The 25,128-nt window shown below is 62.1% G+C and carries 22 protein-coding genes and 1 pseudogene; 2 read left to right on the forward strand and 21 right to left on the reverse strand.

From position 1 onward, the window contains the following. Positions 1-47 precede the first annotated feature (47 nt). The 20 genes from recA to ACYQ0Z_RS08330 all read right to left on the reverse strand — a co-directional run bounded on the left by recA (position 48) and on the right by ACYQ0Z_RS08330 (position 22,017). Positions 48-1,103 carry a recombinase RecA gene (gene recA, locus ACYQ0Z_RS08235; RefSeq protein ID WP_459866576.1) on the reverse strand — a complete coding sequence of 352 codons (1,056 nt, stop codon included), beginning with the start codon at positions 1,101-1,103 and terminating at the stop codon, positions 48-50. Positions 1,104-1,212: 109 nt separating this feature from the next. Beyond that, positions 1,213-2,844 carry a DEAD/DEAH box helicase gene (locus ACYQ0Z_RS08240; RefSeq protein ID WP_459866579.1) on the reverse strand — a complete coding sequence of 544 codons (1,632 nt, stop codon included), beginning with the start codon at positions 2,842-2,844 and terminating at the stop codon, positions 1,213-1,215. Positions 2,845-2,884: 40 nt separating this feature from the next. Continuing rightward, entirely contained in the window at positions 2,885-4,156 is a 1,272-nt protein-coding gene (locus tag ACYQ0Z_RS08245; RefSeq protein ID WP_459866583.1) for a competence/damage-inducible protein A, read from the reverse strand. A gap of 62 nt (positions 4,157-4,218) precedes the next feature. Next, positions 4,219-4,797 (reverse strand): CDP-diacylglycerol--glycerol-3-phosphate 3-phosphatidyltransferase, encoded by a 579-nt coding sequence (gene pgsA / locus ACYQ0Z_RS08250; RefSeq protein ID WP_459866586.1) that lies wholly within the window; start codon positions 4,795-4,797, stop codon positions 4,219-4,221. After that, positions 4,794-6,122: a 30S ribosomal protein S12 methylthiotransferase RimO gene (rimO, locus tag ACYQ0Z_RS08255; protein WP_459866589.1), complete on the reverse strand. Its 1,329-nt coding sequence runs from the start codon at positions 6,120-6,122 to the stop codon at positions 4,794-4,796. The genes pgsA and rimO overlap by 4 nt, the downstream gene beginning before the upstream one ends. Before the next feature lie 117 nt (positions 6,123-6,239). Beyond that, positions 6,240-7,157: a helix-turn-helix domain-containing protein gene (locus ACYQ0Z_RS08260; protein ID WP_459866592.1), complete on the reverse strand. Its 918-nt coding sequence runs from the start codon at positions 7,155-7,157 to the stop codon at positions 6,240-6,242. 17 nt (positions 7,158-7,174) lie between these two features. Further along, a complete protein-coding gene (locus ACYQ0Z_RS08265) occupies positions 7,175-7,939 on the reverse strand; it encodes a YmfK family protein (protein WP_459866595.1) in 765 nt (254 codons plus the stop codon). A 144-nt stretch (positions 7,940-8,083) separates the two neighbouring features. Next, positions 8,084-8,332, reverse strand: coding sequence for a DUF3243 domain-containing protein (locus ACYQ0Z_RS08270; protein ID WP_459866598.1), 249 nt, complete (start codon positions 8,330-8,332; stop codon positions 8,084-8,086). 76 nt (positions 8,333-8,408) lie between these two features. After that, on the reverse strand, positions 8,409-9,161 hold the full coding sequence (gene ymfI, locus ACYQ0Z_RS08275) for an elongation factor P 5-aminopentanone reductase (RefSeq protein WP_459866601.1): 753 nt from the start codon (positions 9,159-9,161) through the stop codon (positions 8,409-8,411). Next, the gene (gene yfmH / locus ACYQ0Z_RS08280; RefSeq protein WP_459866604.1) at positions 9,158-10,474 is read right to left on the reverse strand and encodes an EF-P 5-aminopentanol modification-associated protein YfmH; all 1,317 of its coding nucleotides are present in this window, start codon (positions 10,472-10,474) and stop codon (positions 9,158-9,160) included. Before yfmH ends, ymfI begins: the two co-directional genes overlap by 4 nt. Continuing rightward, complete coding sequence (yfmF, locus tag ACYQ0Z_RS08285; RefSeq protein ID WP_459866607.1) at positions 10,471-11,766, reverse strand: EF-P 5-aminopentanol modification-associated protein YfmF; 1,296 nt, start codon at positions 11,764-11,766, stop codon at positions 10,471-10,473. Before yfmF ends, yfmH begins: the two co-directional genes overlap by 4 nt. Positions 11,767-12,145: 379 nt before the next feature. Next, complete coding sequence (locus ACYQ0Z_RS08290) at positions 12,146-13,111, reverse strand: ABC transporter permease (RefSeq protein ID WP_459866610.1); 966 nt, start codon at positions 13,109-13,111, stop codon at positions 12,146-12,148. Beyond that, on the reverse strand, positions 13,095-14,210 hold the full coding sequence (locus ACYQ0Z_RS08295) for an ABC transporter permease (protein WP_459866613.1): 1,116 nt from the start codon (positions 14,208-14,210) through the stop codon (positions 13,095-13,097). The genes ACYQ0Z_RS08290 and ACYQ0Z_RS08295 overlap by 17 nt, the downstream gene beginning before the upstream one ends. Continuing rightward, positions 14,207-15,718, reverse strand: a complete 1,512-nt coding sequence (locus ACYQ0Z_RS08300) for an ABC transporter ATP-binding protein (RefSeq protein ID WP_459868808.1) — start codon at positions 15,716-15,718, stop codon at positions 14,207-14,209. Before ACYQ0Z_RS08300 ends, ACYQ0Z_RS08295 begins: the two co-directional genes overlap by 4 nt. Positions 15,719-15,822: 104 nt before the next feature. Next, positions 15,823-16,890: a BMP family lipoprotein gene (locus ACYQ0Z_RS08305; RefSeq protein ID WP_459866616.1), complete on the reverse strand. Its 1,068-nt coding sequence runs from the start codon at positions 16,888-16,890 to the stop codon at positions 15,823-15,825. Positions 16,891-17,004: 114 nt separating this feature from the next. Next, positions 17,005-17,733: a GntR family transcriptional regulator gene (locus ACYQ0Z_RS08310; RefSeq protein WP_459866619.1), complete on the reverse strand. Its 729-nt coding sequence runs from the start codon at positions 17,731-17,733 to the stop codon at positions 17,005-17,007. 111 nt (positions 17,734-17,844) lie between these two features. Then, on the reverse strand, positions 17,845-20,265 hold the full coding sequence (locus ACYQ0Z_RS08315) for a DNA translocase FtsK (protein ID WP_459866622.1): 2,421 nt from the start codon (positions 20,263-20,265) through the stop codon (positions 17,845-17,847). A gap of 113 nt (positions 20,266-20,378) precedes the next feature. Beyond that, complete coding sequence (locus ACYQ0Z_RS08320; RefSeq protein ID WP_459866625.1) at positions 20,379-20,603, reverse strand: YlzJ-like family protein; 225 nt, start codon at positions 20,601-20,603, stop codon at positions 20,379-20,381. Continuing rightward, on the reverse strand, positions 20,600-21,292 hold the full coding sequence (locus ACYQ0Z_RS08325) for a ClpP family protease (protein WP_459868811.1): 693 nt from the start codon (positions 21,290-21,292) through the stop codon (positions 20,600-20,602). The genes ACYQ0Z_RS08320 and ACYQ0Z_RS08325 overlap by 4 nt, the downstream gene beginning before the upstream one ends. Before the next feature lie 293 nt (positions 21,293-21,585). Continuing rightward, positions 21,586-22,017 (reverse strand): GNAT family N-acetyltransferase, encoded by a 432-nt coding sequence (locus tag ACYQ0Z_RS08330; RefSeq protein WP_459866628.1) that lies wholly within the window; start codon positions 22,015-22,017, stop codon positions 21,586-21,588. A 44-nt stretch (positions 22,018-22,061) separates the two neighbouring features. On the opposite strand from ACYQ0Z_RS08330, the pseudogene ACYQ0Z_RS08335 reads away from it, so the two are divergent. After that, positions 22,062-22,154: pseudogene (locus ACYQ0Z_RS08335) on the forward strand (alcohol dehydrogenase catalytic domain-containing protein); the annotation flags it as partial. Between the two features lie 325 nt (positions 22,155-22,479). Here the strand turns inward: ACYQ0Z_RS08335 and ACYQ0Z_RS08340 are convergent. Then, entirely contained in the window at positions 22,480-23,274 is a 795-nt protein-coding gene (locus tag ACYQ0Z_RS08340; protein WP_459866631.1) for a GAF domain-containing protein, read from the reverse strand. A 378-nt stretch (positions 23,275-23,652) separates the two neighbouring features. Here ACYQ0Z_RS08340 and bcaP point away from each other — a divergent pair, with 378 nt between their 5' ends. Continuing rightward, complete coding sequence (bcaP, locus tag ACYQ0Z_RS08345; RefSeq protein ID WP_459866634.1) at positions 23,653-25,080, forward strand: branched-chain amino acid transporter BcaP; 1,428 nt, start codon at positions 23,653-23,655, stop codon at positions 25,078-25,080. The last annotated feature ends 48 nt before the right edge of the window (positions 25,081-25,128 follow it).

Consider the following 25,128-nt stretch of genomic DNA (forward strand, 5'->3'; position numbering starts at 1 on the left):
GCCTTTTGAAAAAGAAGAAAGCACCCGTTGCAGGTGCTTTCCGGAGGTTATTCCACGTCCACCGGGAACAGGTCATCGACCGGTTCCTCATCGACCGTCGCGCTGGGCACTTTGACCGGGTTGATCTTATAGTACTCCCGGATCTTCTGCTCGATAGCGTCGGCCACCTCCGGGTGCTCCTTGAGGAACTGTTTGGCGTTTTCGCGCCCTTGGCCGAGCCGCTGGTCACCGTACGCGTACCACGCCCCACTCTTTTGGATGATGTCCAGCTCTGTAGCCATATCGAGAATGCTCGCTTCTCGCGAGACCCCTTCGCCGTACATGATGTCGACGTCGCACTGCTTGAAGGGCGGGGCCACCTTGTTCTTGACCACCTTGATGCGCGTGCGGTTGCCCACCACTTCGTTGCCGTTCTTGATCGCCTCGGCCCGCCGCACTTCCAGGCGGATGCTGCTGTAAAACTTGAGGGCGCGGCCGCCCGGCGTCGTCTCGGGGTTGCCGAACATCACGCCAACCTTCTCGCGGATCTGGTTGATGAAGATGGCGATGCAACGCGACTTGGAGATGGCCCCGGCCAGCTTGCGAAGGGCCTGAGACATGAGCCGGGCCTGCAGGCCGACGTGGGCATCGCCCATTTCGCCCTCGATTTCCGCCTTCGGCACGAGGGCGGCCACCGAGTCAACGACGATGATGTCGACGGCCCCGCTGCGCACCAACGCCTCGGCGATCTCCAGCGCCTGCTCGCCAGTGTCGGGCTGGGACAAGAGCAGCTCGTCGATGTTGACGCCAACCTTCTGTGCGTAGACCGGGTCAAGGGCGTGCTCGGCGTCGATGAACGCCGCCGTGCCGCCGATTTTCTGCACCTCGGCGATGGCATGCAGGGCCACCGTCGTCTTCCCCGACGACTCATGGCCGTACACCTCAATGATCCGTCCGCGCGGATAGCCGCCGACTCCCAAGGCGATGTCCAACCCGAGGATGCCGCTCGAAACCGTGGAGACCTGCGCCTGTGCCGCTTCTCCAAGGCGCATGATGGCCCCCTTCCCAAACTGCTTTTCGATCTGGCGCAGGGCCATCTCAAGGGCCGCACGTCGATCGGACACAACGCTCTCCCCTTTTCCCCAATTTCCAAGTCGGGCTGCATGTCATTTCTCTTCCATCATACATGCTCGTGGGCGGATTGCCAAGAGGAAAGGCGAAAAAATGTTCGCCTTAGCTGACCGGCGTCTGGTTGCGCTTCCCCTTCTTCGCCGCCTTGTTTCCATTTTCGCGCGCGGCACGCGGCTTAGCCGGCTCCACGTTCACCCGCCGCCCGTTGATGCGCGCGTTGCGCAGCGCCTCGTACACAAAGGGAGCCACCTCGGTGGGCACTTCCACAAAGGCGAAGGAGTCAAAGAGGTCGATCCGCCCAATGGTCCGCGCCGGGATCCCGGCCTGTTCGGCGATCACCTCGGCAACCTCACGGGGGCCAAGCCCAGCGCTGCGGCCCACGTTGAGGAAGAAGCGCACCATGCCGTCGCGCGCGCCGGTATCCCCGAAGTTGTACTCCTCGCCCTCCGCGTCGCCCGGCCCAAAGGCCAGCTTCAACGCGGCGGCGGCCAGGTCGACCACGTCGCCGCCATCATCGGCCCACTGCTGCACGAAGGCGCGATAGAGATCCAGGTCCTTCTTGTCCAGCTGGGCCGTCAATTGTGCTGTCCAGTATTGGATTTGTCGGTCGCCCAGCTCGCTGACCGTCGGCACGTCGCGCGGCTCAATGGACACCTTCACCGTGCGCTCGATGTGCTGCAGCTGTTTCATCTCCCGGGGCGTCACCAGCGTAATGGCCATCCCCGTCTTGCCGGCCCGCCCGGTGCGCCCGATGCGGTGCACGTAGCTTTCCGGGTCTTGCGGGATATCGTAGTTGATGACATGGGTGACGTTCTCCACGTCGATGCCACGGGCGGCAACGTCGGTGGCCACCAACAGCTCCAGTTCCCCGCTGCGGAACGCGTCCATCACCTTGTTGCGTTGCGACTGGTTCAGGTCACCGTGCAACGCGTCGGCACTGTAGCCGCGCGCCTGTAGGGCCTGGGCCAGCTCGGCGGCACCCTTCTTCGTGCGGCAGAACAAGATGCCGCGCTCGACATCCTCGGCGTCTAGGATACGGCAGAGCACGTCGAGCTTTTGGCTCTCCAGGGCGCGGTAGTACACCTGCGTCACCGTCGGCGCCGCCACCGAACCGCGGGAGATGGCGACCACCTCCGGGCGGTTCATGTACTGAAAGGCCAGACGGCGGATCTCCGGCGGCATCGTCGCCGAGAAGAGCAGCGTCTGGCGGTCCTTCGGCACCAGGCGAAGAATAGCCTCGATGTCGTCGATGAAGCCCATGTCGAGCATCTCGTCGGCCTCATCGAGCACGAAAAAGCGCACGTCATCCAGGCGCAGTGTCCTGCGGCGCAAATGGTCGAGCACGCGCCCCGGCGTGCCGATGACGATCTGCACCCCTTTTCGCATCGCCCGGATCTGGTGCTCAATCGACTGTCCGCCGTAGATGGGCAGGGCACGCACGCCCCGCTTGTATTTGGCAATCTTGCCGATCTCCTCGGCTACCTGGATGGCCAGTTCCCGCGTCGGCGCCAGCACAATGGCCTGAACGCGTGGCACGGGGGTAACCCGTTCGACAATGGGAATGCCGAACGCCGCCGTTTTTCCTGTTCCGGTCTGGGCCTGGCCGATCACGTCGCGGCCGTCCAGCACCAGGGGAATGCATGCTGCCTGAATCGGCGACGGTTCTTCGAAGCCCATGTCGGCAAGGGCGTCGAGGATCGCTTTGGAAATGCCGAATTGCGCAAAGTCAGCCATTCGTCTCGCTCACCTTTCGTTATCATAACCTCTCAAGGTCTCACTCGCAGTCTTGCTTGGCGTGAGGGGGACAAAGATCGCCCAGCACCCGCCACAACCAGAACAGGGCATGTTTCGCCGCCCGCAAGCGGATTGCCTCACGATCGCCGGCCAGCTGGAGGCGCTCCGTCTGCACCGTCCCGTCCGGGAGGGCCAATCCCAGGTGCACCTCGCCTACGGGCTTGCCTTCGGCCGGGTCGGGACCGGCCACGCCGGTCACGGCCAGCCCCACGTCAGCCTGCAGGGCGCGACGAACGCCCGCGGCCATCTCCCGCGCGCAGGCAGGGCTGATCGTCCCGTATGCGGCAAGGGTTTCGCCCGACACCCCCACGAGGTTCCGCTTGGCCTCTAGCGTATAGGCCACAATGCCGCCGGCAAACACCCGGGAAGCGCCCGGAACGCCCGTGATGAGCTCGGCAATCCGGCCCCCGGTGCAGCTTTCGGCAACGGCCAAGCGCAGGCCGCGATCGGCGAGCCGGCGTACAACGACGACGGGCAGGCGATCGTCGTCCGAACCGTAGTAGTAACGCCCAATGCGGGCGAGGATGGCCGCTTTCACGGGGCCGATGAGGGCGCGGGCCTCCTCGCGAGACGGCGCCTTTGCCGTCAGCCGCAGCGTCACCTCGCCGTCCTCCACGAGGGGGGCCACCGTGGGATTCGTCTGCGCGTCCAGCAGGTCGGCGATCTGCTCAGCCAGGGCCGCCTCGCCGATGCCGAAAAAGCGCAGCACTTCCGAGTGCACAACAGCGCCCATGGGGGCAAACGCCTCCAGCACCGGGCGTAGGTGGCGTTCCACCATCGGCACCAGCTCGCGCGGAGGTCCCGGCAGCAGGACGTACAGCTTGCCCTCGGCTTGGACCGCCATCCCCGGGGCCAGCCCGGTCTCATTGGGCAGCACGGTGGCTCCCTTCAACACCAGCGCCTGTTTGCGGTTGTTCTCCGTCATCAATAGGCCCCGCTGCCGGAAAAAGGCCTCGATCCGCGCCAGCGACGGCCCGTGCACCTCGAGGGGCAACCCGAGGAATGCAGCCACCGTTTCCTTGGTCAGGTCATCCGGCGTCGGGCCCAGCCCGCCGGTGAGGATGACGATGTCGGCACGGCGGCTGGCGATCTCCAGACAGGCGCGCAGTCGCGCAGCGTTGTCCCCGACGGCCGTGTGAACGTACACGTCAACTCCCCACTCGGCCAGCTTGCGTGACAGGAACTGGGCATTCGTGTTGCAAATTTGCCCCAACAGCAGTTCGGTACCCACAGCGACAATCTCCGCGTTCATCGTTCGCCTCCAAAAATGAAAGCGTAGGCCGCCTTCACCCACCGCGCAGGCGCAACCTACCGCTACCGGCTCAACTGGATGACATGTTTGTTTTTCACAAAATAGTCGACCCCCGAAAGGATGGTCATCGCCATGGCAACCCAGATGGCTACCGTGTCAAAGGGAAAGCCGATGGAGCGGAAGGGGAAGTTGTTGATGATGAGAGCGACGATGGCCACAATCTGCGTCCACGTCTTGGCCTTGCCGAGGGAACTGGCGGCGATCACACGCCCTTCCGCCGCCGCCACAAGGCGCAACCCCGTGACGGCGAACTCCCGGCTGATGATCACCACCGCCACCCATGCGTCAAGGCGCTGCAATTCGACGAGGGAGATCAGCGCGGCGGAGACGAGCAGCTTGTCGGCCAAGGGGTCGAGAAACTTCCCCAGGTTGGTGACCAACTTCCGCTTCCGCGCAATGTACCCGTCGAGCCCGTCGGTAATTGCGGCAACGATGAACACGCCGGCCGCGATCAGCTCGCTGACCGACGTGCTCATGCCGCCGATGGTCACCGAGCCGAAGTCAAAGCGCACGAGGATGAACAGCATGACGACCGGCACGAGAATGATGCGCGCCAGCGTGATTGCGTTCGGCAAGTTCACTCGCACGCCACTCCTGTCAGGTCGTAGTCATGAGCATGGGTGATGCGGACGTTGACGATCCGCCCTTGTTTGCCACGGTATCCGCTGACGAACACCTCGCCGTCGATCTCCGGGGCATCGTAGGGCGTACGGCCGATGAAGACGTCATTTTGGCCGTCGTAACGTTCGATGAGGACGGGCAGCTCCTTCCCGATGAAACGCTGGGAGCGCTGGGCCGCCACCTCGCGCTGGATCTCCATGAGCGTGTTGGCGCGGCGTTCCTTCGTCTCCTCGTCGATCTGGTCCGGCAGGCGTGCCGCAGGCGTCCCCTCTTCCTGCGAGTAGGTGAACACGCCGAGGCGGTCAAACTGGATCTCCCGCACGAAATCGCACAGGCGTTCAAATTCCTCCTCCGTCTCGCCCGGAAACCCGACGATGATCGAGGTGCGCAGGGCCACGTCGGGAATGCGGTCGCGGATTTTGGCAATCAGCGCCCGGATGTCGCGCTGCCGTCCGGGACGGAGCATTCGCTTCAGGATCCGGTCCTCGCTGTGTTGCAACGGCATGTCGATGTACTTGCACACCTTCGGGTTGGTGGCGATTACCTCGAGCAGCTCGTCGGTGAACGCCCCCGGATACATGTAGTGAAGGCGGATCCACTCGATGCCGTCCACCTCGGCGATGCGGTTTAAGAGTTCCGGAAGCGCATGGCGCCCGTAGAGGTCCACCCCGTAGTTGGTCAGGTCCTGGGCAATCAGACACAGCTCCTTGACGCCCTGCTCGGCCAGCATGCGCGCCTCTTCCACAATCGACTCGAAGGATCGGCTGCGGAACTTCCCGCGCAGCTGGGGAATGACGCAGAAGGTACAGCGGTTGTCGCACCCTTCGGCGATTTTCAGGTAGGCCGTGGCCGTTCCTTCGGGCACTTTGCGGCGCCAGACGCGTTCATAAGAAAAGACGGGATTCCCGACCGACACCGGTTTGTGCCCCGCCAGCGCCTGCTCGATGATGTCCGCGATCTTATCAAAATCACCCGTTCCGACGATGCCGTCGATTTCCGGCATCTCCTGTATCAGCATTTCCTTATATCGCTGGGTCAAACAGCCGGCGACGATCAGCGCCTTGAGCTGTCCGGTTTCCTTGTAGTCGGCAATGTCGAGAATGGCCTGGATCGACTCTTCCTTCGCGGCGTCGATGAACCCACAGGTGTTGACGATGCACACCGTCGCCTCTTCCGGCGACGCGACGCGTTGGTAGCCTTTTTCCTCAATCAGTTGCGACATGATGTCGGAGTCTACGAGGTTCTTTTCACAGCCAAGGGTCACAATCGCCACTTTTTCTGCCATGCATGGTTCCTCCAACGCGTTTCCAGTTTCCTCCCCCAAGTATACTGCAACCGGATGAACGGTGTCAAAAACAAAAACCTGCATCCCGCACGGGCGATCGGGATGCAGGCCAAGACATCAGGTGCCGGAAGGAGTCGGCGACGCTTCGCGCTTGACGTAAACGGAAACGGGTTGCGGCATGTCCGCCGTGGGGAGCGACACGCCGTTGATCGTCACGTCAACGCCGGGGGCATTCCCGAGGCGCAACCGGACCGCAGCGGCATCGGTCACCTCCCACGTCTTGCTTTGCCCGCGCGCCAGCGACACCTCTTCAATCACCGCGCCATTTCGAAACTTCCCGCCCGCCTCCTCGGCCTTGCGCACCTGCAGCCAGCACCGCTCGCGGGACGCCGTGACGGCGATCGTGAGCCGGTCCACTCCCTTGACGACGTATACCCATGTCGGTCCGTCGGTCTTGACCGGCTGCAGCTGGGGCTGGGTGACCGGTTCGCTCGGCTGAGCGGGTTCGCCGGCCTGATCCGTCGGCGTGCCCGGCGCTGTGGGCGGTTCGGGCACGGTTTTCACCGTTCCCGTATCGGCGGCGGGAGGCGATTCAATCTGCACCATGCCGTCGTGGAAGGGGTCTTGCCCGTCCGGCCCCGGGCTTGTTCCTTCCCGCAAGGCAAACACCAGCACCGTAACAATTAAGGCCACAAACACATACAGCAGGACGCGCGCCGTCCATCCGCCCGCCGACACCGCCCGGCGCCGGCTGGCACGCGTCTGGGTAATTGTGGGAATCTGAGTGGATTCCTCCGTTTTCGGCAAGATCGCCTCGTACTGCCGAACGATCTCGTCGGGATCCAGCCCGACCACCTCCGCGTACCGGCGAACAAATGCGCGCGTGTAGAAATGGCCCGGCAACACGTGCAAGTCGCCGCGCTCAATCGCCTCGAGGTAGTGCCGCTGGATTTTCGTCCGCTCCTGCAAATCCTCCAGGGTGAGTCCCTTCGCTTCCCGCGCGCGCCGCAACACGTCCCCTAGTTCGGTCGACATACGATCACCTCGCTCCGTCAGAAATCAAAGGCGGAAAACCCGCCTTCGACGCCTTCGTACGTAATCTCCTCGTCGGGATGGTTGCGCAGTTCGATGATGTAATCAAAGTCGTCCCACTCGAACTCGGTCTCCCGCACAAAGATGTCGGGGTGTTCGACACACTTGGTGGCCGGCAGGCGGATGATGTCGCGCACCAGCATGTGATGCCGCTCATTGGATCGCAATGTGGAGACAATGCCGTCAATCAAGTAAACATGGTCCGGGGAAATCTCATCATCGGCCAGCTGCGTGCGGGCCGTCTGCCGCAACAACGTGGACGAGATGAAGGTCCACCGCTTGTTCGCGCACACGCTGGCCGCAACCAGCGACTCCGTCTTGCCGACACGCGGCATGCCGCGAATGCCGATCATTTGGTGGCCTTCCTTTTTAAATATCTCCGCCAGAAAATCGACCAACAGCCCAATCTCGTCGCGCACAAAGCGGAAGGTCTTCTTGTTGTCGGAATCGCGCTCGATGTACCGCCCGTGGCGCACGGCCAACCGATCCAGGAGCGTCGGCGGGCGCAGGCGGGTCACGCGAATATTCTCGATGTTGCGAAGAAGGCCACCCAGGACCTGAATTTTATGGTTGTCATCGGTGACGAGGAGCATGCCCCGCCGCCGGTTTTCGACCCCGTTGATCGTGACGATGCTCACCCCGAGCATCCCGAGAAGCGACGCCACGTCGCCCAACAATCCCGGGCGGTTTTTCGTGATCTCATACTCCAAATACCACTCGTTCATCGCGCCACTCCCTTCCGCTTCTCGCCTCTCCCCTCCTCATTCTACACGGATCCCCACCGACCTGCAAAAGAATTTGCATGGACAACAAATTCTTGAACATAAGGAAAACCCTTCTTGACGAGCAAGAAGGGTTTTGCCATGGGTTTACTGTTTGCTGACCATCTTCACCATCAGGTTGGCCAGCGTCTTCTGTTCCTCTTCCGTTCCCGCCTCCCACAATTCCTTTAGGAGGCGTTCCTCATGGTTTTTGGGGTCCACTTCTTGGGCGAGGTAATCCCCGATGTAATACGCCACGTTGGCAATGGTATCCGACGACATGCCCATCTTCTGCGCCTGTTCGACGCGCTGGGCCAGGAATTGTTTCCACTGCTCGAAGGAGTCGAGCACCGACATCGTTGCGTCCCTCCTGGTCGCGGTGGGTTTGGGTTCACGTTTAGGGTGATCACGGAGGGACAAAATTATGCACCGCCTAGCAAACCCATCCGCCGCTGACGGCGATCACCTGGCCGGTGATGTACCCGGCTGCCGGCGTAGCCAAAAAAGCGACCAACGCCGCCACATCCTCCGGCAGCCCCAGCCGTCCGGCCGGGATGTCCTCGGCGAGGGCCTGCCGGTCTTCGGGGGACAGGAAGGCGTCGAGGGGCGTATCGATGGCCCCTGGCGCCACGGCGTTCACCGTGATGCCGCTGGAGGCGAGCTCCTTGGCCAGGGCTTTCGTCATGGCGTTGAGCCCCCCTTTGACCGCCGAATAGGCCACTTCGCACGCCGCTCCGGCCAGGCCCCACACCGACGAGATGTTGATGATGCGCCCGAACCGCGCCGCCACCATCCACGGAATGACCCGCTGGCAGGCGAAAAAGGCCGCCTTGAGGTGCAGGTCGCAGAGGGCATCCCACACCGCTTCTGTCGTGTCCACGGCAAGACCGTAATGGGAGGTTCCGGCGTTGTTCACCAGGATCAGCGGCCGGCCAAGCACGGCCACGCGGTCGAAGAGGGCCTCGCGCTCCGCCCCCACACGCAAATCGGCGCGATGGCAAAAGGCCATCGCGCCCTGGGCGCGGCACCACTCCGCAAGGGCCAGCGCCTCCTGCTCGCGGCGGTGGTAATGGATGTGCACATTGGCTCCCTGGGCGACGAGGGCGCGAACGATGGCCTGGCCAATGCCGCCCGACGCACCGGTCACGAGGGCCCACCGCCCGGAAAGGGGACGGTCTGCCGTCACGCCCCTCCCTCCTTCGCGGTCGCCTCCTTCCCCTGCGGGGAGCGAACGATGCAGGCGGAAAAGCGGGCAAAATCCCAATGCTCGGCCATGCGCGCGTTGACATCGTCGGCGGTCAGGGACTCGAGGAGGGCCACCGTCCGGAACAGATCGGTTTCCTGGAAGCGGTATTTGGTGAACTGGTTGGCGATGAATTCGGGCGCGTTGAGATGGGCCAGGAACTCTCCCAGCCGCTTGCGCCGGGCCCGCTCGAAATCGGTGACGGAGATGCCGCTTCGCACGACCGCCTCCAGCCCCTTCCGCACCTCGTCGAGCAGCCGGTCGGGATCGGGGGTGTCCCCGCCGGCCAAGGAGAAGCTGTACGTCGTCTCCACCGACACCTCCACCCCAAAGGTGTCGTCGATCAGGCCCTCGTCGTACAGCTTCTGGTACAGGTCGGACCCCGGCCCCAAGACGATGTCGTACAGGAGCTGCGTAGCCAGCTCTCGTTTCAGCAACGCATCACCCGACACACCACCGGCCGGGTCCTTAAAGCCAAACAAGCACTTCGGCACGCCCACCGGCAAGGCGATTTCGACGCGCGCTTGGCACGCGTTGGCCGGCTCCTCGGGATAGAAGCGGCGGATGGCGCCGGGCGGGGCAAAGGTTTTCCCGGCCTGGTTTTCGGCGACAAGGGACAGGATGCGCGCGGGGTCAACCGGGCCCACGACGAACAGGGCCATGTTGGACGGATGGTAGAAGGTCTCGTAACACAGGTAGAGAAGCTCCTTGGTGATCGTCATGATCGACTCCACCGTGCCGGCAATCTCCGTCCGCACGGGGTGGCGGTGGTAGAGCCCCTGGAGCAGGCCGAAGTAGGCCCGCCACTCGGGGTTGTCGTCATACATGCGAATCTCCTGGGCGATAATCCCCTTCTCCTTCTCCACGTTCTGGTCGGTAAAGTAGGGGCGCTGAACGAAATCGAGGAGCGTCGTCAAATTCTCTTCAACATTTCCGGTGCAGGAAAAGAGGTAGGTGGTGCGCTCGAAGGTGGTGTAGGCGTTGGCCGAGGCGCCAAGGGACGAAAAACGCAGGAAGATGTCGCCGTCTTCTTCTTCAAACATTTTATGTTCGAGGAAGTGGGCGATGCCGTCCGGCACCTGGATCGGCTCCTTGCCCGGCGGGGCGAAGTGGTTGTCAACGGAACCGTAGCGCGTGGCGAAGGTGGCGTAGGTCTTGTGGAAGCCCGGCTTGGGCAGCACGTACACGTCGAGCCCGTTTGGCAGCCGGTCATGGTGGAGGGTCTCTTTCAGGCGGTCGTACACAATCGTCTTCAACGCTCGTCCCCCCTGTCGCGCAGGAAGTATACGGTGTCCACGGCGACGCCCTCGGCGATGCGCACCACGTCGTCCCGCGTGACGCCCATGATGCCCTCGATGAGTCCGTCCACGGTGATCGACCGCTCGGCCAGCACACTGTGGTAGGCGAAATCGATGAGCTGGCGAGGATTATCCAGGAGCTCGCGGTACTGATTGGCCAGGGAAACCTTCGTCCGCTGGAGCTCGTCTTCGGTGATCTCCCCACGCCGCAGCATGGCCAGCTGTTCCTCGATGATGGCCAAGGCCTTTTCAAAGTTCTCTACGGCGATGCCGGAGAAGATCATCAGAATGCCCTTGTGGGACTCCAGGCGCGAGGCGGCATAATACGCGAGACTGGCCTTCTCCCGCACGTTGACGAACAACTTGGAGTGGGGAAAACCGCCCAGCACGCCGTTGTAGACCAGCAGGGCCGGATACGCGTCGGCGTCGGCGATCGTCACCGGCGTGCGGCAGCCGATGTTCAGTTTCCCCTGCGTCACGTCGAGCCGTTCCACAACGGTGCGCCGCTCAGCCACCTCCGTCTTGACCACCGTCGGGGGCAGCGCGGCCTTCGGCTGGCGCGACAGGCCGTCAAACAGTTTCCCCAACGCCTGCCGTGCCCGGTCGGGGTCAACGTCGCCAACGAGGAACACGTCGATGGGATAGTGGGCGAACAGGTCCTGGTACAGGCTGTGGAGGGTCTGCGGTGTAATGGCGGCGAGGTCTTCCTTGCGGCCGTACACAAAGAGGCGGTACGGTTCACCGCGGCACATCTCCTCCGTACAGCGCTGGCTGGCGTAGCGGATCTTGTCGTCGAGGAGGCTTTCCAGTCTTTTGCGCAAGGTTTCTTTTTCTGATGCCACAAACGAAGCGGCCAGGGCACCGTTTTCCACCACCGGGCGCGTAAGCACCTCGCCCAGCACGGCCAACGCCTCGGTGAGGAGCGGGGTGGCCGCGTTCAGGTAGGCTTCGTTCGGCACTTCCAGGCGGAACTGCAGGATTTGTCGCTCGCCGCGTTTGGCCACATCAACCTCCAGCGACGCGCCGTACAGCTCGTCCAGGCGGCGCTGCAGCGCTTGCGTCGTGGGGTACGACCGGCTGCCGCGCTTGAGGACAAAGGGCAGGAGGGCGGCCGGGGTAACCGTCTCCTCCGCCAGCGGCAGCTGCACGTTGACCACCACGGTGTTGGTCTTGAATTTTTCCGTCGACAGGACGTGATAGCGCACGCCTTGTTCGGCATCTTGCACAAAAGCCGGACCGTTCACGCCCATCGCTCCTTTTTCGCGTGTTGTGCTCATTATCCGTATTGTACCCGAACGACCAGCCTTACACCAACCAAGGAAACGAAAAGGCGAGCGGGATTTCCGCTCGCCGTCATCAGAAGGGCGGGAGCTCATCCCCGGACACCTCGTGGGCCGGGAACACAGCCGTTGGATCGAAACGCCCGCAATCGGATGCCAGGCACAGCATGCCTTGCAGATTCTCGTCGGTAAAGAAAAAGCCGCGCGTCCCGCCGCAATGCGGGCACGTCCACACAGAGCCCACCTCCAAAGCCAGCTGCCATCGACATCGGGCTACCCTTAGCGTGCCCCACTTGGCGCGGCGTACGCGCGAAGCCTCGTTGGCGTGTCTGCAACCGCCAGCGGCCGATTACCGTTCGCCCTTCACATACGGCCTGCCCAGCGCAGCCGGGGCCTCGGCTCGCCCCACCACCCCGGCCAGGACGAGGATCGTCACCACATACGGGAGCAGGTTGATCAGATCGACCGGCACCACCTTGGCCAGACCGAAGACCTGGATGATCGTGCGGGCCGCCTGGGTGAGTCCGAAAAACAGGGCGGCCAGCATCGCCCCCACCGGGTGCCACTTGCCGAAGATCATGGCCGCCAGGGCAATAAATCCCTGCCCGGCGATGGTGCTGTGGCTGAAGTTTGACGTCGTCGTCAGGGCCACGCTGGCACCGCCGAGGCCAGCCAGTGCCCCGCTGATCAGCACGGCGAGGTAGCGAATGCGTTGCACATTAATGCCCAGCGTGTCGGCCGCGCGCGGGTGTTCACCAACGGCGCGCAGGCGAAGGCCAAAGGGCGTTTTCCACAGGACGTAGTAGGCAACGGCCACCACCAGAAAGGCCAGGTACGTCGTCGGATAGGCGACAAACAGCGCCCGACCCAGGACGGGGATCTCGCTCAACACGGGAATGCGCCATTCCGACAGGGGGTGCTGGATGGTCGTTGTCTGCGCCGCCCCGTCAAAGAAGAGCTTGACCATGAAAATGGTGAACCCGAACGCCAGGAAATTGAGGGCCACGCCGCTGACCACCTGGTCGGCGCGGAACGTCACCGTGGCCACTGCGTGCAGCACGGCAAACAGCATGCCGGCGAGGGCCGCCACCGCGAGGGCCACATAGGGCGCCCCGTCACCCCAACCGGCCACCTCCCCGAGGAAGATGGCGGTCACAGCACCGGAAAAGGCCCCCACGATCATCAATCCCTCCAGGGCAATGTTGACCACCCCGGATCGCTCGGAGAACACCCCGCCCACAGCGGCAAGGATGAGGGCCGTGGAGAAGACCAGCGTGTTGTGGATGATGTCTCCCAGGCTAAGAAGCCATGCCATCGGTCGCGCCCCCTTTCCCCTTGGTGCGGCGGAACAGCCCGATCAAGCTGCGCACAATGCCGCTGGCAGCGACGAAGAAAATGACAAGGGCGATGACCACACGGATCAGTTCGATGGGCACGTCCGCCAGCCGTTGCATCGTGTTGGCCCCGTAGTTGAGCGCGCCAAAGAGCGTCGCGCCCAGGAGGATGCCCAGCGGGGTGTTGCCGCCAAGAAGGGCGACGGCAATGCCGTCGTAGCCGTAGCCTGGGAAGATGGCGCTGATGGCCATGTACCCGTACACGCCCAGCGCCTCCGCCGCGCCGCCCAGCCCGGCGAGCAAACCGCTGGCCATCATCGCCGACACGATGCTGCGGGAAACGTCCATCCCGGCGTACTCGGCGGCATAGGGGTTGAGCCCCACGGCGCGCAGCTCAAATCCCCACCGCGTCTTCCACAGCACCACGTAATAGGCCGCGAGGGCAAGAAGCGCCAGCACAATGCCCAGATGGATGCGCGCATCGTCAAACCAGGCACTCAGCCAATCCGCCTGCAGGCTCGCCGTTGGACGGATCTCCACGGAACGTTCGGCGTCGGCCTTCAGATACGCGCGAATCAGGTAATTGGTCAGGTACAGGGCGATCCAATTCATCATGATCGTGGTGATCACTTCATGGACACCGCGCTTGGCCTTCAGGTACCCGGGCACAGCCCCCCACAGGGCACCGGCCAGCCCCCCGGCGAGCAGGGCCAACAGGACGTGCACACCCGCGGGCGCGTCAATGGCCGCGCCAACCCACACCGCGGCCAGCGAGCCAACCAGGAATTGCCCTTCCGCCCCGATGTTGAAGAGACCCGTACGAAAGGCAAACGCCACCGACAGCCCGGTAAAAATGAGGGGCGTGATTTGCCGGATGGTCTCGCCCATGTTGTACAGGTTGCCGAAGACCCCTTCGTACAGCGCGCTGTACGCCGCCACCGGGTCGTAGCCCCCGGCCAGCATGAGCAGCGCCCCCGCGGCCAGGCCCAGCACCACGGAAACCGCGGGCACCAACGCCGAGTCCTTGAGGAACAGGCGCCCGAGGCGCGTTTGCAGGCTGCGGCTGTCCGCTCCGTTCATTGGCCCCTCTCCTTCCCCTGCGACCTGCTGCCGACCATCAGCAGGCCCAATTCGTTCTCGTTGGTGGCGCTGGCGTCCACCACGCCCACAATGCGTCCCTCGTAAATCACGGCAATGCGGTCGGCCACATTCAAGATCTCATCCAGCTCGAGGGACACGAGCAGGACCGCCTTTCCCGCATCGCGCGCCGCCACCAGCCGGCGGTGAATGAATTCAATCGCCCCGACGTCCAGCCCCCGCGTGGGCTGGGCGGCGATCAGGAGCACCGGATCCTTGTCGATTTCCCGCCCGATGATCGCCTTCTGCTGGTTCCCGCCTGACAGCGCCCGCGCCGGGGTGTCCACGCTCGGCGTGCGCACGTCAAATTCCTGAATCAGCTTCTGCGCATACGCTGTGATGGCCTCGTGGCGGAGCAACCCCCTGCGGCTGAACGGCGCTTTGTGGTACGTGCCGAGGACCATGTTCTCGCCGATAGAAAAGTCCAGTACCAGCCCGCGCTTGTGGCGGTCCTCCGGGATATGCGCCACGCCGCGCTCGGCGATGGCGCGCGGCGAGCGGTTATGGATCGGCTCGCCGTTCAGGCGGATCTCGCCGCCCGTCACCTTGCGCAGCCCGGTGAGCACCTCGATTAGTTCCGACTGGCCATTCCCGTCAACGCCGGCGATGCCCAGGATTTCGCCAGCGCGTACCTCGAAGCTGATCCCGTTGAGCGCCGGCACGCCGCGGTTGTCGAGGGCCGTCACGTTGCGCACCTCGAGCACCACCGGCCCGGGTTTGGCCGGCGCCTTTTCCACCCGGAACGCCACCTCGCGGCCCACCATCATCGCCGCCAGCTGGTCCGGGTTTGTCTCGCGCACCGGAACGGTCCCCACCACCTTCCCGCGCCGGATCACGGTTACCGTGTCGGCGGCGGCCATGATCTCCTTCAACTTGTGGGTGATGAGAATGATCGACTTGCCTTCGCGCACAAGGTTCTTCATGATGTCAATCAGTTCGCGGGTCTCCTGCGGCGTGAGGACGGCAGTGGGCTCGTCAAAAATGAGAATGTCCGCACCGCGGTACAGCGTCTTGAGGATCTCCACGCGCTGCTGCATGCCGACGGAAATGTCGCGGATTTTCGCCCGCGGGTCCACCTTGAGCCCGTACCGTTCCGACAGCTCGCGCACCTTGGCCTCGGCGGCGGCGGTGTCGATAGTCATGCCCCGTCGCGGCTCGGCACCCAGGACGATGTTTTCCGTAACCGTGAAGGGCTCGACGAGCATGAAGTGCTGATGGACCATGCCAATGCCCAGCTCATTGGCCACATTGGGATCGGTGATGGCCACCTTTTTCCCTTTGATGTAAATTTCCCCTTCATCCGGCTGGTACAAGCCGAACAGGATGTTCATCAACGTCGACTTGCCGGCGCCGTTTTCCCCCAAGAGCGCGTGAATCTCGCCGCGGCGCACCCGCAAATCGATGCCGTCGTTGGCCACGATGCCGGGAAATCGCTTGGTGATCCCCCGCATCTCCACCACATACTCGGACACCGCACACCCTCCCTTCGCGTCAAGCCGTAAGCAAGGCGACAAGGCCGGTCGAACCCAGCCCTGTCGCCTGCTTGCGTGGCCCATTATTGAAACTGCGCCTGGTATTCCTTGTCCGTGGCCGGCACCTTGATCTCACCATTGATGATCTTCTGCTTGTATTCCTCCACCTTGGCCAGCACGTCAGCCGGAACGTTCTGCTTGGTAGTTTCCGGGATGCCGACGCCGTCTTCTTTCAACCCCAGCTGCAGCGCCTGCCCGCCGGGAAACTCGCCGTTCATCAGCTTCTCGGAAACCGTGTACACGGCATTGTCCACGCGCTTGATCATCGAGGTGAGCGTCACATCGGTGCCGAAGGTGAGGGATTGGTCTTTGTCAACACCGATCACCCATACGGTTTTGCCCGCTTTGCGGCGCTCCTTGGCCTCGTTGAACACGCCGTCACCCGTCTGCCCCGACGCGTGGAAGATGATGTCCACCCCTTGGTCGTACATCGACGCTGCCGTCTGCTTCCCAAGATCGGGCTTGTTGAAGGCCCCCGTGTACACGACGACCACGTTGGCTTTGGGGTTGACCGTCTTGACCCCTGCTTTAAACCCATTCTCAAAACGCTTGATCACGTCAAACTCCATGCCGCCGACAAACCCGACCTTGTTCGTTTTCGTCATCATCCCGGCGATGACGCCCACCAGGAAAGCACCCTCGTGCTCTTTGAACGTGACGCTGACCACATTTTTCAGTCCTTCTTTGGTCAGGTCGAAGTCGACGATGCCCAGCTTGGCGTCCGGATTCTTCTTGGCCACTTCCTTCACCGCGTCGCCCATCAGATAGCCAATGCCCCACGTCAGGTCGTAACCGTCTTTAACGAACGAGGTCAGGTTGGGCACGTAGTCGGCATCGCTCTTGCTTTCCACGTACTTGACCTCGGCGCCCTTGTCTTTTTGGAGCTTCTGCAACCCGTTCCAGGCGCTTTCGTTGAATGAGTTGTCATTCACCCCGCCGGTATCGGTGACCATGGCCACGCGGAAGGTTTTGCCGCCATCCCCGCCTTGCGCGTTGTTCTCGTTCTTCGCCGTGCCACATCCCGCCGTCACAAGGGCGAGCGCGAGCACCGCCGCCGTTGCTCCAGTAACCCATTTCTTTGCTCGGATCATGGAAAACCGACAACCTCCTTCTGTATGATGGTTACCAATCAAAGGGAACCGGGTCAGACTTCAGGGAGGGTGGACACCAGAGATTGAAAACCCTTACAAAATCGGTCGCGCGCACTAGCGCGCAAGCGGGCGCCGGCGCACAACCCGGAAGCAGAACCGATCGGCGCGAAAATAGTTGAAGCAGTAGAGCACTGGGTTTTCCTGGCTGTCGTAGTGCACCTGCTTCAACAGGAGAAGGGACGTCTCCGGCGCGCAGGAAAGGAGGGACGAAACCTTTTCGTGGTATCCCACCGGTTCGATCTCGGCTACCGCATAACTGATGGTAACGCCGGCCTCACGTTCCAGGAGCTGAAAAATGGACGTGTAATGCAGCGGCACCGGGTCCGGAAGCAATCGCGCCGGAATCTTGTCGATGCAGTACACGACCGGCTCGTTGTCTGCGGTGCGGAGGCGTTCAATCACATACACCTCATCTTCTTCTGTTATGTTCAGTTTTTCCCGATCCTCCGCCTGCGCTTTTACCCGACCGGTAAACAAATAATGGGTTCCTGGCCGTTTTCCGTGGGCGGCAATCATGTCCGTGACGCTGAACAGCTCCTCGATGCCGCTCGAAAACAACGGACGCGGATGAACGAAGGTGCCAACACCGTGCCGGCGAACCACGATGTTTTCGTCCTCCAGAATGCGCAGCGCTTCCCGCAGCGTGGTGCGGCTTACCCCGAGCTGTTTGGCCAGCTCAAATTCCGACGGCAGCCGCTCGCCGGGCGTAAACCGTCCCTCACGGATCTGTTCCTTGATCCAGTCGATGACGTGAAGGTACAGTGGGCGGGAAACAAAACGCATGGTGTCCTCCCTTCACCTGAAGGTATGACGTCTGACCGGTATGATTTCTTCGACGAACACACGCGAAATCCTGCTCGGCCATAAAAAAGAGGGCTGGAAAAATCCAACCCTTTAGGAGGAGATGCGCGTATCCCCCTTTTTCACCAACACTTCGCGCGGCTTGCTGCCCTCATACGGCCCAACGATGCCGTTGGCTTCCATCATGTCGATCAGTCGCGCTGCACGGGTGTAACCGATACGCAGGCGGCGCTGAAGCATGGAGACCGAGGCCGACTGGGCCTCGATGACCAGCTGGACGGCCTGCTCATACAGGTCGTCATCGACCGCCAGCTCCCCTTCCTTCTCCGGCGCGGGCATCATCTCCTCAGCATATTGCGGTTCCTGCTGGTTCCCGACGTAGGAGACCACAGCTTCCACTTCGCTGTCGGATACGAACGCACCCTGCACGCGTACCGGCTTCGGCGCACCGACCGGGAGATAGAGCATGTCCCCGCGACCAAGGAGCTTTTCCGCTCCGGCCATGTCGAGGATGGTCCGCGAGTCGGCCTGCGACGAAACGGCGAAGGCGATACGTGTCGGAATGTTGGCCTTGATCACGCCGGTGATCACGTCCACCGACGGCCGCTGTGTGGCGATAATCAAGTGAATGCCCGCCGCTCGCGCCATCTGCGCCAGGCGGCAGATGGCGTCCTCGACGTCACCGGGGGCCACCATCATCAGATCGGCCAACTCGTCGACGATGACGACAATCTGCGGCAGGACCGGTTCCAACCCGCCTTCCTGTTCGGCCATGATCTGATTGTACCGGTGGATGTCCCGGGCTCCCTTCTCAGCAAAAAGCTGGTAACGACGCTCCATCTCCTGCACCACTTTTTTCAGTGCCTGCGCGGCGCGCCGCGGATCGGTCACCACAGGGGTAAGCAGGTGGGGAATGCCGTTGTACACCGTCAGCTCAACCATCTTGGGGTCGATCATCATGAGCTTGACTTCGTGGGGTTTGGCCTTATACAAGAGGCTCACCACGATGCTGTTGATACACACGCTCTTGCCGCTCCCCGTCGCTCCAGCGATGAGGAGGTGCGGCATCTTGGCCAGATCGGCCACCACCGGTTCGCCGGAGATGTCCCGCCCCAGGGCAATGGTCAGCTTCGACAGCGACTCGTGGAACGCCGCGCTTTCCAACACCTCGCGCAGCGTCACGAGAGCAATCTCGTTGTTCGGGACTTCGATGCCGACAGCCGATTTGCCGGGAATGGGCGCTTCGATGCGAATGTCCCGCGCCGCCAGGGCGAGAGCCAGGTCATCGGCCAGGCTGACGATGCGGCTCACTTTGACGCCGATGCTGGGCTGCACCTCGTAACGCGTCACCGCCGGCCCACGGTGGACGGAGACGACGCGCGCCGACACACCAAAGCTTTCCAACGTTTCTTCCAGCTTCCGCGCGTTGGCGGCGATGTCGCGGTGCTCCCGCCCGCTGTGGCGCCCGGTGCCTTTCTGCAGGAGGGAGAAGGGGGGAAGCTGGTATCGCTGCGCCGCCAAGCGCCGTGCCTCGCGCTCCTCCGGCGTCAGCGGCTTGGCCGTTGGGGCGGCGGGACCCCGGCTCTCTCCCGCCGGACCGGGTCCCTCCTTCTCCCCAGTGGGAGATCCCGTCCTCGCCCCATCGCCCGCCGGCGGTGCATACCCGCGTCGCGACGCCAGGGAGCCCTCCGGCGTAGACTCCTGCCGTTCCGCAGCGCGCAGCCCATCCTGCCGGTAGGCGACGTCGGCAAAATCGTGGATCACCAGCGGCGGGGCCTCTTCTCCCCTGCCCTTGGCCGATGGCGCCACGCCTTCAGGAGGCGTTGCTCCTTGGCCTCGCTTGCGGGCAAAGCGGTCGCGGAGCGAGGGCAGCGTGCACCTGCGGGCGCGCCACTGGCCCGCCTGCCGCACCGCCCAATTTCGCACCTCGGTGCCGAGGCGTTGCGCCGCAGCAACCAGGCCCTGGATCAGTCGGGTGAACGTCAGCCCGGTGGACAACAGCAGCGCGAAAAGGAACAAAAAAGCCAGCACCACCGGCGTGCCTTCCCGATCGAAGAGGAACATCAGCAGGGCGAGACCGATGGCCCCCGCCATCCCGCCGCCGATGTCGGTCGGAACGTCGCTGCTGCGCTCCGCCCACACCAGCTTGGCCGTCGCCGCGACGATGGACGTGGGGAAACGCCCGTTGTCCGACAGCGCGTCGAACAACTGGATATGCGTGCTGACGAGCAGGCACCCGAACAGGAGCAGGATGCCGGCGCGGCGCCGGGTGAACCCCCTGGGCCAGCGCAAACGCACCATGGCATACAGTGACGCGGCGATGCCCGCCAGGGGCAGCACCACGTTCCACGTCCCCACCAATACGCGGCACAAATAGGTGAGCGCGCGCCCCACGGCGCCGAACTGTCCCAACGTCACGACGGACAACAGCAGCACCAATAGGGCCGCCAGTTCCAGGCGAATCACCTCGCCCGCCCGTTCCCGCGGGCGTTTTTCGTTTTTCGCGCTCCGCACGTTCGCTCTCACCGCCCTTGATGCACAAAGAGCAGCCGTCTGGAAGCGGCTGCTCTTGGGAATCGCTCGTCCTTAGTATACCATTGAATACCACGCCACCGGAACCGCAGGTTTTATCCCCACTGCGGAGCAAACCGCACCATGGTGCCGGGCGCGAATTGCGGGTTCAGGAAATCCTGCGGGTTCGGGCTGATGAGGCGCACAATGCGCCCCTCCGCGGGACCGGTCCGCTCGATCAGCATCGTCACCCCGCCCACACGGGTTTCCACCAGGTCGGGCCGGTAGGTTTCAACCCCTTCAAAGACGAGCTCCAATGGAAGCGCCGCGTAGTGAATCATTGCACCGTCACGTCCCGTTTCCGTTTCTCGCGGTGCGCCTCAATGCGCCGGTTAAGCTCCGCGATGGCCTCGCCCAGTCCGCCGACGGCATCGATTAGCCCGTATTTGACCGCATCCGGCCCGATCACGTTGGTACCGATGTCGCGCGTCAGCTCCCCCGTTTTGAACATCAGCTCCTTGAACTGTTCCTCCGAGCACTTGGAGTGGCGGGCCACAAACCGGACGACACGCTCCTGCATTTTGTCGATGTAATCGAAGGTCTGCGGCACCCCGATTACCAAGCCGGTGAGGCGGATCGGGTGAATGGTCATTGTGGCTGTCTCGGCGATGAACGAATGGTCCGCCGCCACGGCGATGGGCACGCCGATGCTGTGTCCGCCACCCAGCACGAGGGATACCGTTGGCTTGGTCAAGGACGCGATGCACTCGGCGATGGCCAACCCCGCCTCCACGTCTCCGCCGACGGTGTTCAGGAGGATGAGGATCCCCTCGATGTGGGGATTCTGTTCGGCGGCAACCAGCTGCGGGAGGATGTGTTCGTACTTGGTCGTCTTGTTGTGGGGGGGAAGTTGCAGATGGCCCTCGATCTGCCCAATGATGGTCAGGCAGTAGATGTTGCTTTCCAGTTGTGGGACGTTGGTCTGCCCCAAGGCCTGAAGGGTGCCGACCACCGGCGGGGCCGGTGCCATCGGCGGCTGTTGCGGCTGAGGCGGTTCCGGTTGGTCTGCTTCGTAGCGTTCGCCCGTTCCCGCTACGCCGCGCGGCGCAGCCGGCCCCTCGTGCCCCATGTTGTGCCGTTCATCGGGACGCATACCCGTTCCTCCTCATGCAAACGTTGTCCGTAGTATGCGCCGCCGTTCTGCCCCTCATTCCCGGCCAAACCGCAGGCCCTTTCGTGCGCAGCACGCCCCCTGGCCTCGGCCGTCTCTAACCCCCCCGCACAGGTGCAACGGAAAACGGAAGGTCGTGGATCTCCGCCATGTTAGAGCGTCTTCTTGAACACGTAACTGGTCCTTTCGTATCCCATCTTCTCCTCGTAAAACCGGTGGGCCCGCGTACGCTGGAGGCCTGAAGACAACGCGACAACCCCACAGCCGCACCGCTTCGCCCACTCGTGGATGTGGCGCAGCAGCGCCTCCCCGTACCCGCGGGATCGCCGGTCCTCCCGCGTCACCAGGTCGTAAACCCACACATGCCGCCCGTAATACAGGTTGGTGAGCCGGATGACCCCGGCGACGGCGGCCAGCTCTTTCCCGCAAAACAGGCCGAAGAGGGTATACCCCTGCTCGCGCATCTCACGCACGGACGCGAGGTAGGTGGCCTCGTCCAAATGGGGGCGCAGTTGGCGCAAGACGGGAAACGCCTGTCGCCACTCGTCCTCCGTCGACAGCTCACGGATCGCGATCGTCTCCACCTTACTCTCCCCTTTCCTGGATAAGAGAAAATCCGGAAATCCACACCTCCCTCAACATGAGCGACCGGGTCGGGATTCCGTGGCTTTCCTCCGCGTGTGGCGAATGTGAATACTGCTTGTCCGGCCAGGAAACGCTGTGGTCGCCATCTACGGCATCGGCGGATTGGACAGGGCTGCCGAATGTCGAGCTGCCCATCCCCATCTTCGATACGGTGCTCAACGGGATCATTGATGAAGGGCTCAATCGTGATCTACTTCAGCATTTTCGTCTTTGTTTCCTTACCCGATTCCGTCGCTGCACCCGAATGGTTTTGAATGTTTGCGATGATATCTGCGTACTGTTTTTTGTTAATTAACCCGCGATTCTGGGCAATCCGGGCGGCTGCATGAAGCAATAACAACCGACTCAGTGAGGGAATTTTCAACACTTTATCCCTCCCTAGAAAAATAAAAAATACTCTCTCAAGAGTCAACGGTCTCCTTCTTTACGATATGGGGAAGGGCTTGGGTTAGTTCAATTACCGCTCCCTCAATCACCTTACAGTACACTTCGCCAATCAATTCGTGATCGCGGGACATGGGGTTCAGCGCATCAATGGTCAGGACCCCAATATCGGCAATCGGAATACAGATGAGGGCCGTATAGGGACTATTGGATTGAGGGTTGGGTTCCCACTCCGGATCCTCATGGACATTCGACACATTTTCAATCTCGCCGGTTCGGAATGCACGTCCGACAATGGACTTGTCCTTGTTCAATTTCTTCCCGATGTAGTTCGGAGGAAAGCCCGAACTCGCCGTGATGAGGTTTAGCGTGTTCGTTTCTGCAATGTATACCCAAAAACCGCATCTGTGCCGCTCCCCGGCAAGTTGCTTCACATCGGACGCCAAGGACTCCACCGCCCGCTGAATAATATGTTCCGCTTTGCTGATGACCTCAACAGAATCAACATCATTACGCAAATCATTTAAGTCTTTCATGAAATCAATGATGTTCTCCAATGTTGTTTTATATTGTTTAGACAAATTCGTTGAATATGTATATTTTTCTCGCTCGTTAATCAAATCCTCGTATACTTTTGATAGCCTCTCCTCCCTTGTGGATAAATTTTCGTACGCGCGTAATGTCTTTTTTCTGATATCCCATAATGCCAGAAAAAGAAAGACGCAACAGATCACGCCCAACGCATCCCCAAACCATGGCGGAGGATTCTTGAGAATTTGCAAGATCGTTGGCAGAATTTCCGCGATCGGCATCGCTGTACCCCCCGTGCATACCCTATGCCGCGTCGCCGTTTCATCCATCGTCTACGATATGCCATGGCAATGCCGCCGAGAACGCGATTCCCCCTCCCCTCGCCTTCCGCCTCGTTCGATGACTGCGGAACGCACGCGGCCTTCTTTCGTACATGATCCGCGGGATCACGCGCGAGTCCCTCCGCAACACGAGTTTGCATTTCGCATACCGCGCCGTGGGAGCGCCATTCAATGAGAAAACGAAAGAACGACGGTAAAATTCACCGATCAAAAAATATTGACTCATGAAAGCACTTTCAGATATGATGTAAGTATCTTTCATATGATTCTCTTCATTAAAACAAATAATACTCAAAAAATTTTGGAGGTAAGAGGAGCATGAGCTTATGGCGCAAGAAACCGATTGCCCACCTGCTGCAAGAAGGTGAAAAAACGTCGCTGCGACGTGCCCTTGGCGCCTTAGACCTGGTGCTGCTCGGCATCGGCGCCATCATCGGAACGGGAATCTTTGTCCTCACGGGCGTAGTGTCAGCCCAGTATTCTGGTCCCGCACTGATCCTTTCGTTCATCCTCTCCGGTCTCGCCGCCGCCTTCGCCGCGCTGTCGTACGCGGAGTTCGCGTCCTCCGTCCCTGTTTCGGGGAGCGTTTACACCTACACCTACGCCACTCTGGGCGAATTCCTGGCCTGGATCATCGGCTGGGACCTCATCCTCGAGTACACGCTGGCCGTCAGCGCCGTGGCCGTCGGGTGGTCCGGCTACTTCCAGTCCCTCCTGAGCGGGTTTGGACTGGCGCTGCCGGACGTCCTGGTGAAGGATCCATCCCAGGGCGGCATCGTGAACCTGCCGGCGGTGCTGATCATCCTGTTTCTCTCATGGCTGCTCACCCGCGGCGTGAAGGAAAGCGCCCGGTTCAACAACCTCATTGTGTTCCTGAAGATCGCCATCGTGCTCCTGTTCATTTTTGTCGGCGCTTTCTACGTCAAGCCGGAGAACTGGACGCCGTTCATGCCCTTCGGATGGGCGGGCGTGTTTAGCGGCGCGGCCGTCGTCTTCTTCGCCTACGCCGGTTTTGACGCTGTCAGCTCGGCGGCCGAAGAGGTGCGAAATCCGAAGCGCGACCTGCCCATCGGGATCATTGGCTCGCTGGCCATCTGCACGCTCCTTTACATCTCCGTGGCCGCCGTGCTTACCGGAATGATTCCGTACACCGAGCTGAACAACAGCGCACCGGTGGCCTTTGCCCTGGAGACGGTGGGGCAGAACTGGCTGGCCGGCATCATCTCCGCTTCGGCGGTGGTCACCATTACCACGGTGATGCTCGTGATGACCTACGGGCAAACGCGCATCTTTTACGCGATGTCGCGCGATGGTCTGCTCCCGCGTATGTTTTCCCGCGTCCACCCGCGTTTTAAGACGCCGCACATCAACACGTGGATCACGGGGCTGTTCGCCGCCGGTCTGGCCGGCTTCATTCCGCTGGGTCGGTTGGCCGAGCTCGTCAACATGGGCACGCTGACCGCCTTCGTGCTCATTCAGATTGGCGTCCTCGTGCTGCGCTACAAGCAGCCCGACCTGTCGCGCGGGTTCCGCGTTCCCGGCATGCCGTTCACACCGGTTCTCGGTTCCCTGGTGGCCCTCTTCCTGTTGTTCAACTTGCCGCTGATCACCTGGATCGCCTTCTTCATCTGGATCGGTGCTGGCCTCGCCATCTACTTCCTCTACGGTTTCCGGAACAGCAATCTAGCACAGCCCGCTGCACTCGCACAGCCAACTGTGGAAGGCGGACCCCATCACAGCCAGTAAAACGAGGGACAAACCGCGCATCCAAGAGCGGTCCCCCCGCGCAACAAC

This window comes from Calditerricola yamamurae (genome assembly GCF_054654135.1).

Excerpts from the sequence above, each read along its gene's own strand:
- ACYQ0Z_RS08240 (WP_459866579.1), bottom strand. The coding sequence starts at position 2,844 with ATGGCTGACTTTGCGCAATTCGGCATTTCCAAAGCGATCCTCGACGCC.
- ACYQ0Z_RS08245 (WP_459866583.1), bottom strand. The coding sequence starts at position 4,156 with ATGAACGCGGAGATTGTCGCTGTGGGTACCGAACTGCTGTTGGGGCAA.
- rimO (WP_459866589.1), bottom strand. The coding sequence starts at position 6,122 with ATGGCAGAAAAAGTGGCGATTGTGACCCTTGGCTGTGAAAAGAACCTC.
- ACYQ0Z_RS08260 (WP_459866592.1), bottom strand. The coding sequence starts at position 7,157 with ATGTCGACCGAACTAGGGGACGTGTTGCGGCGCGCGCGGGAAGCGAAG.
- ACYQ0Z_RS08265 (WP_459866595.1), bottom strand. The coding sequence starts at position 7,939 with ATGAACGAGTGGTATTTGGAGTATGAGATCACGAAAAACCGCCCGGGA.
- ACYQ0Z_RS08270 (WP_459866598.1), bottom strand. The coding sequence starts at position 8,332 with ATGTCGGTGCTCGACTCCTTCGAGCAGTGGAAACAATTCCTGGCCCAG.
- yfmF (WP_459866607.1), bottom strand. The coding sequence starts at position 11,766 with ATGGGCGTGAACGGTCCGGCTTTTGTGCAAGATGCCGAACAAGGCGTG.
- ACYQ0Z_RS08290 (WP_459866610.1), bottom strand. The coding sequence starts at position 13,111 with ATGGCATGGCTTCTTAGCCTGGGAGACATCATCCACAACACGCTGGTC.
- ACYQ0Z_RS08295 (WP_459866613.1), bottom strand. The coding sequence starts at position 14,210 with ATGAACGGAGCGGACAGCCGCAGCCTGCAAACGCGCCTCGGGCGCCTG.
- ACYQ0Z_RS08300 (WP_459868808.1), bottom strand. The coding sequence starts at position 15,718 with ATGCGGGGGATCACCAAGCGATTTCCCGGCATCGTGGCCAACGACGGC.
- ACYQ0Z_RS08305 (WP_459866616.1), bottom strand. The coding sequence starts at position 16,890 with ATGATCCGAGCAAAGAAATGGGTTACTGGAGCAACGGCGGCGGTGCTC.
- ACYQ0Z_RS08310 (WP_459866619.1), bottom strand. The coding sequence starts at position 17,733 with ATGCGTTTTGTTTCCCGCCCACTGTACCTTCACGTCATCGACTGGATC.
- ACYQ0Z_RS08320 (WP_459866625.1), bottom strand. The coding sequence starts at position 20,603 with ATGATTCACTACGCGGCGCTTCCATTGGAGCTCGTCTTTGAAGGGGTT.
- ACYQ0Z_RS08325 (WP_459868811.1), bottom strand. The coding sequence starts at position 21,292 with ATGGCACCGGCCCCGCCGGTGGTCGGCACCCTTCAGGCCTTGGGGCAG.
- ACYQ0Z_RS08340 (WP_459866631.1), bottom strand. The coding sequence starts at position 23,274 with ATGCCGATCGCGGAAATTCTGCCAACGATCTTGCAAATTCTCAAGAAT.
- bcaP (WP_459866634.1), top strand. The coding sequence starts at position 23,653 with ATGAGCTTATGGCGCAAGAAACCGATTGCCCACCTGCTGCAAGAAGGT.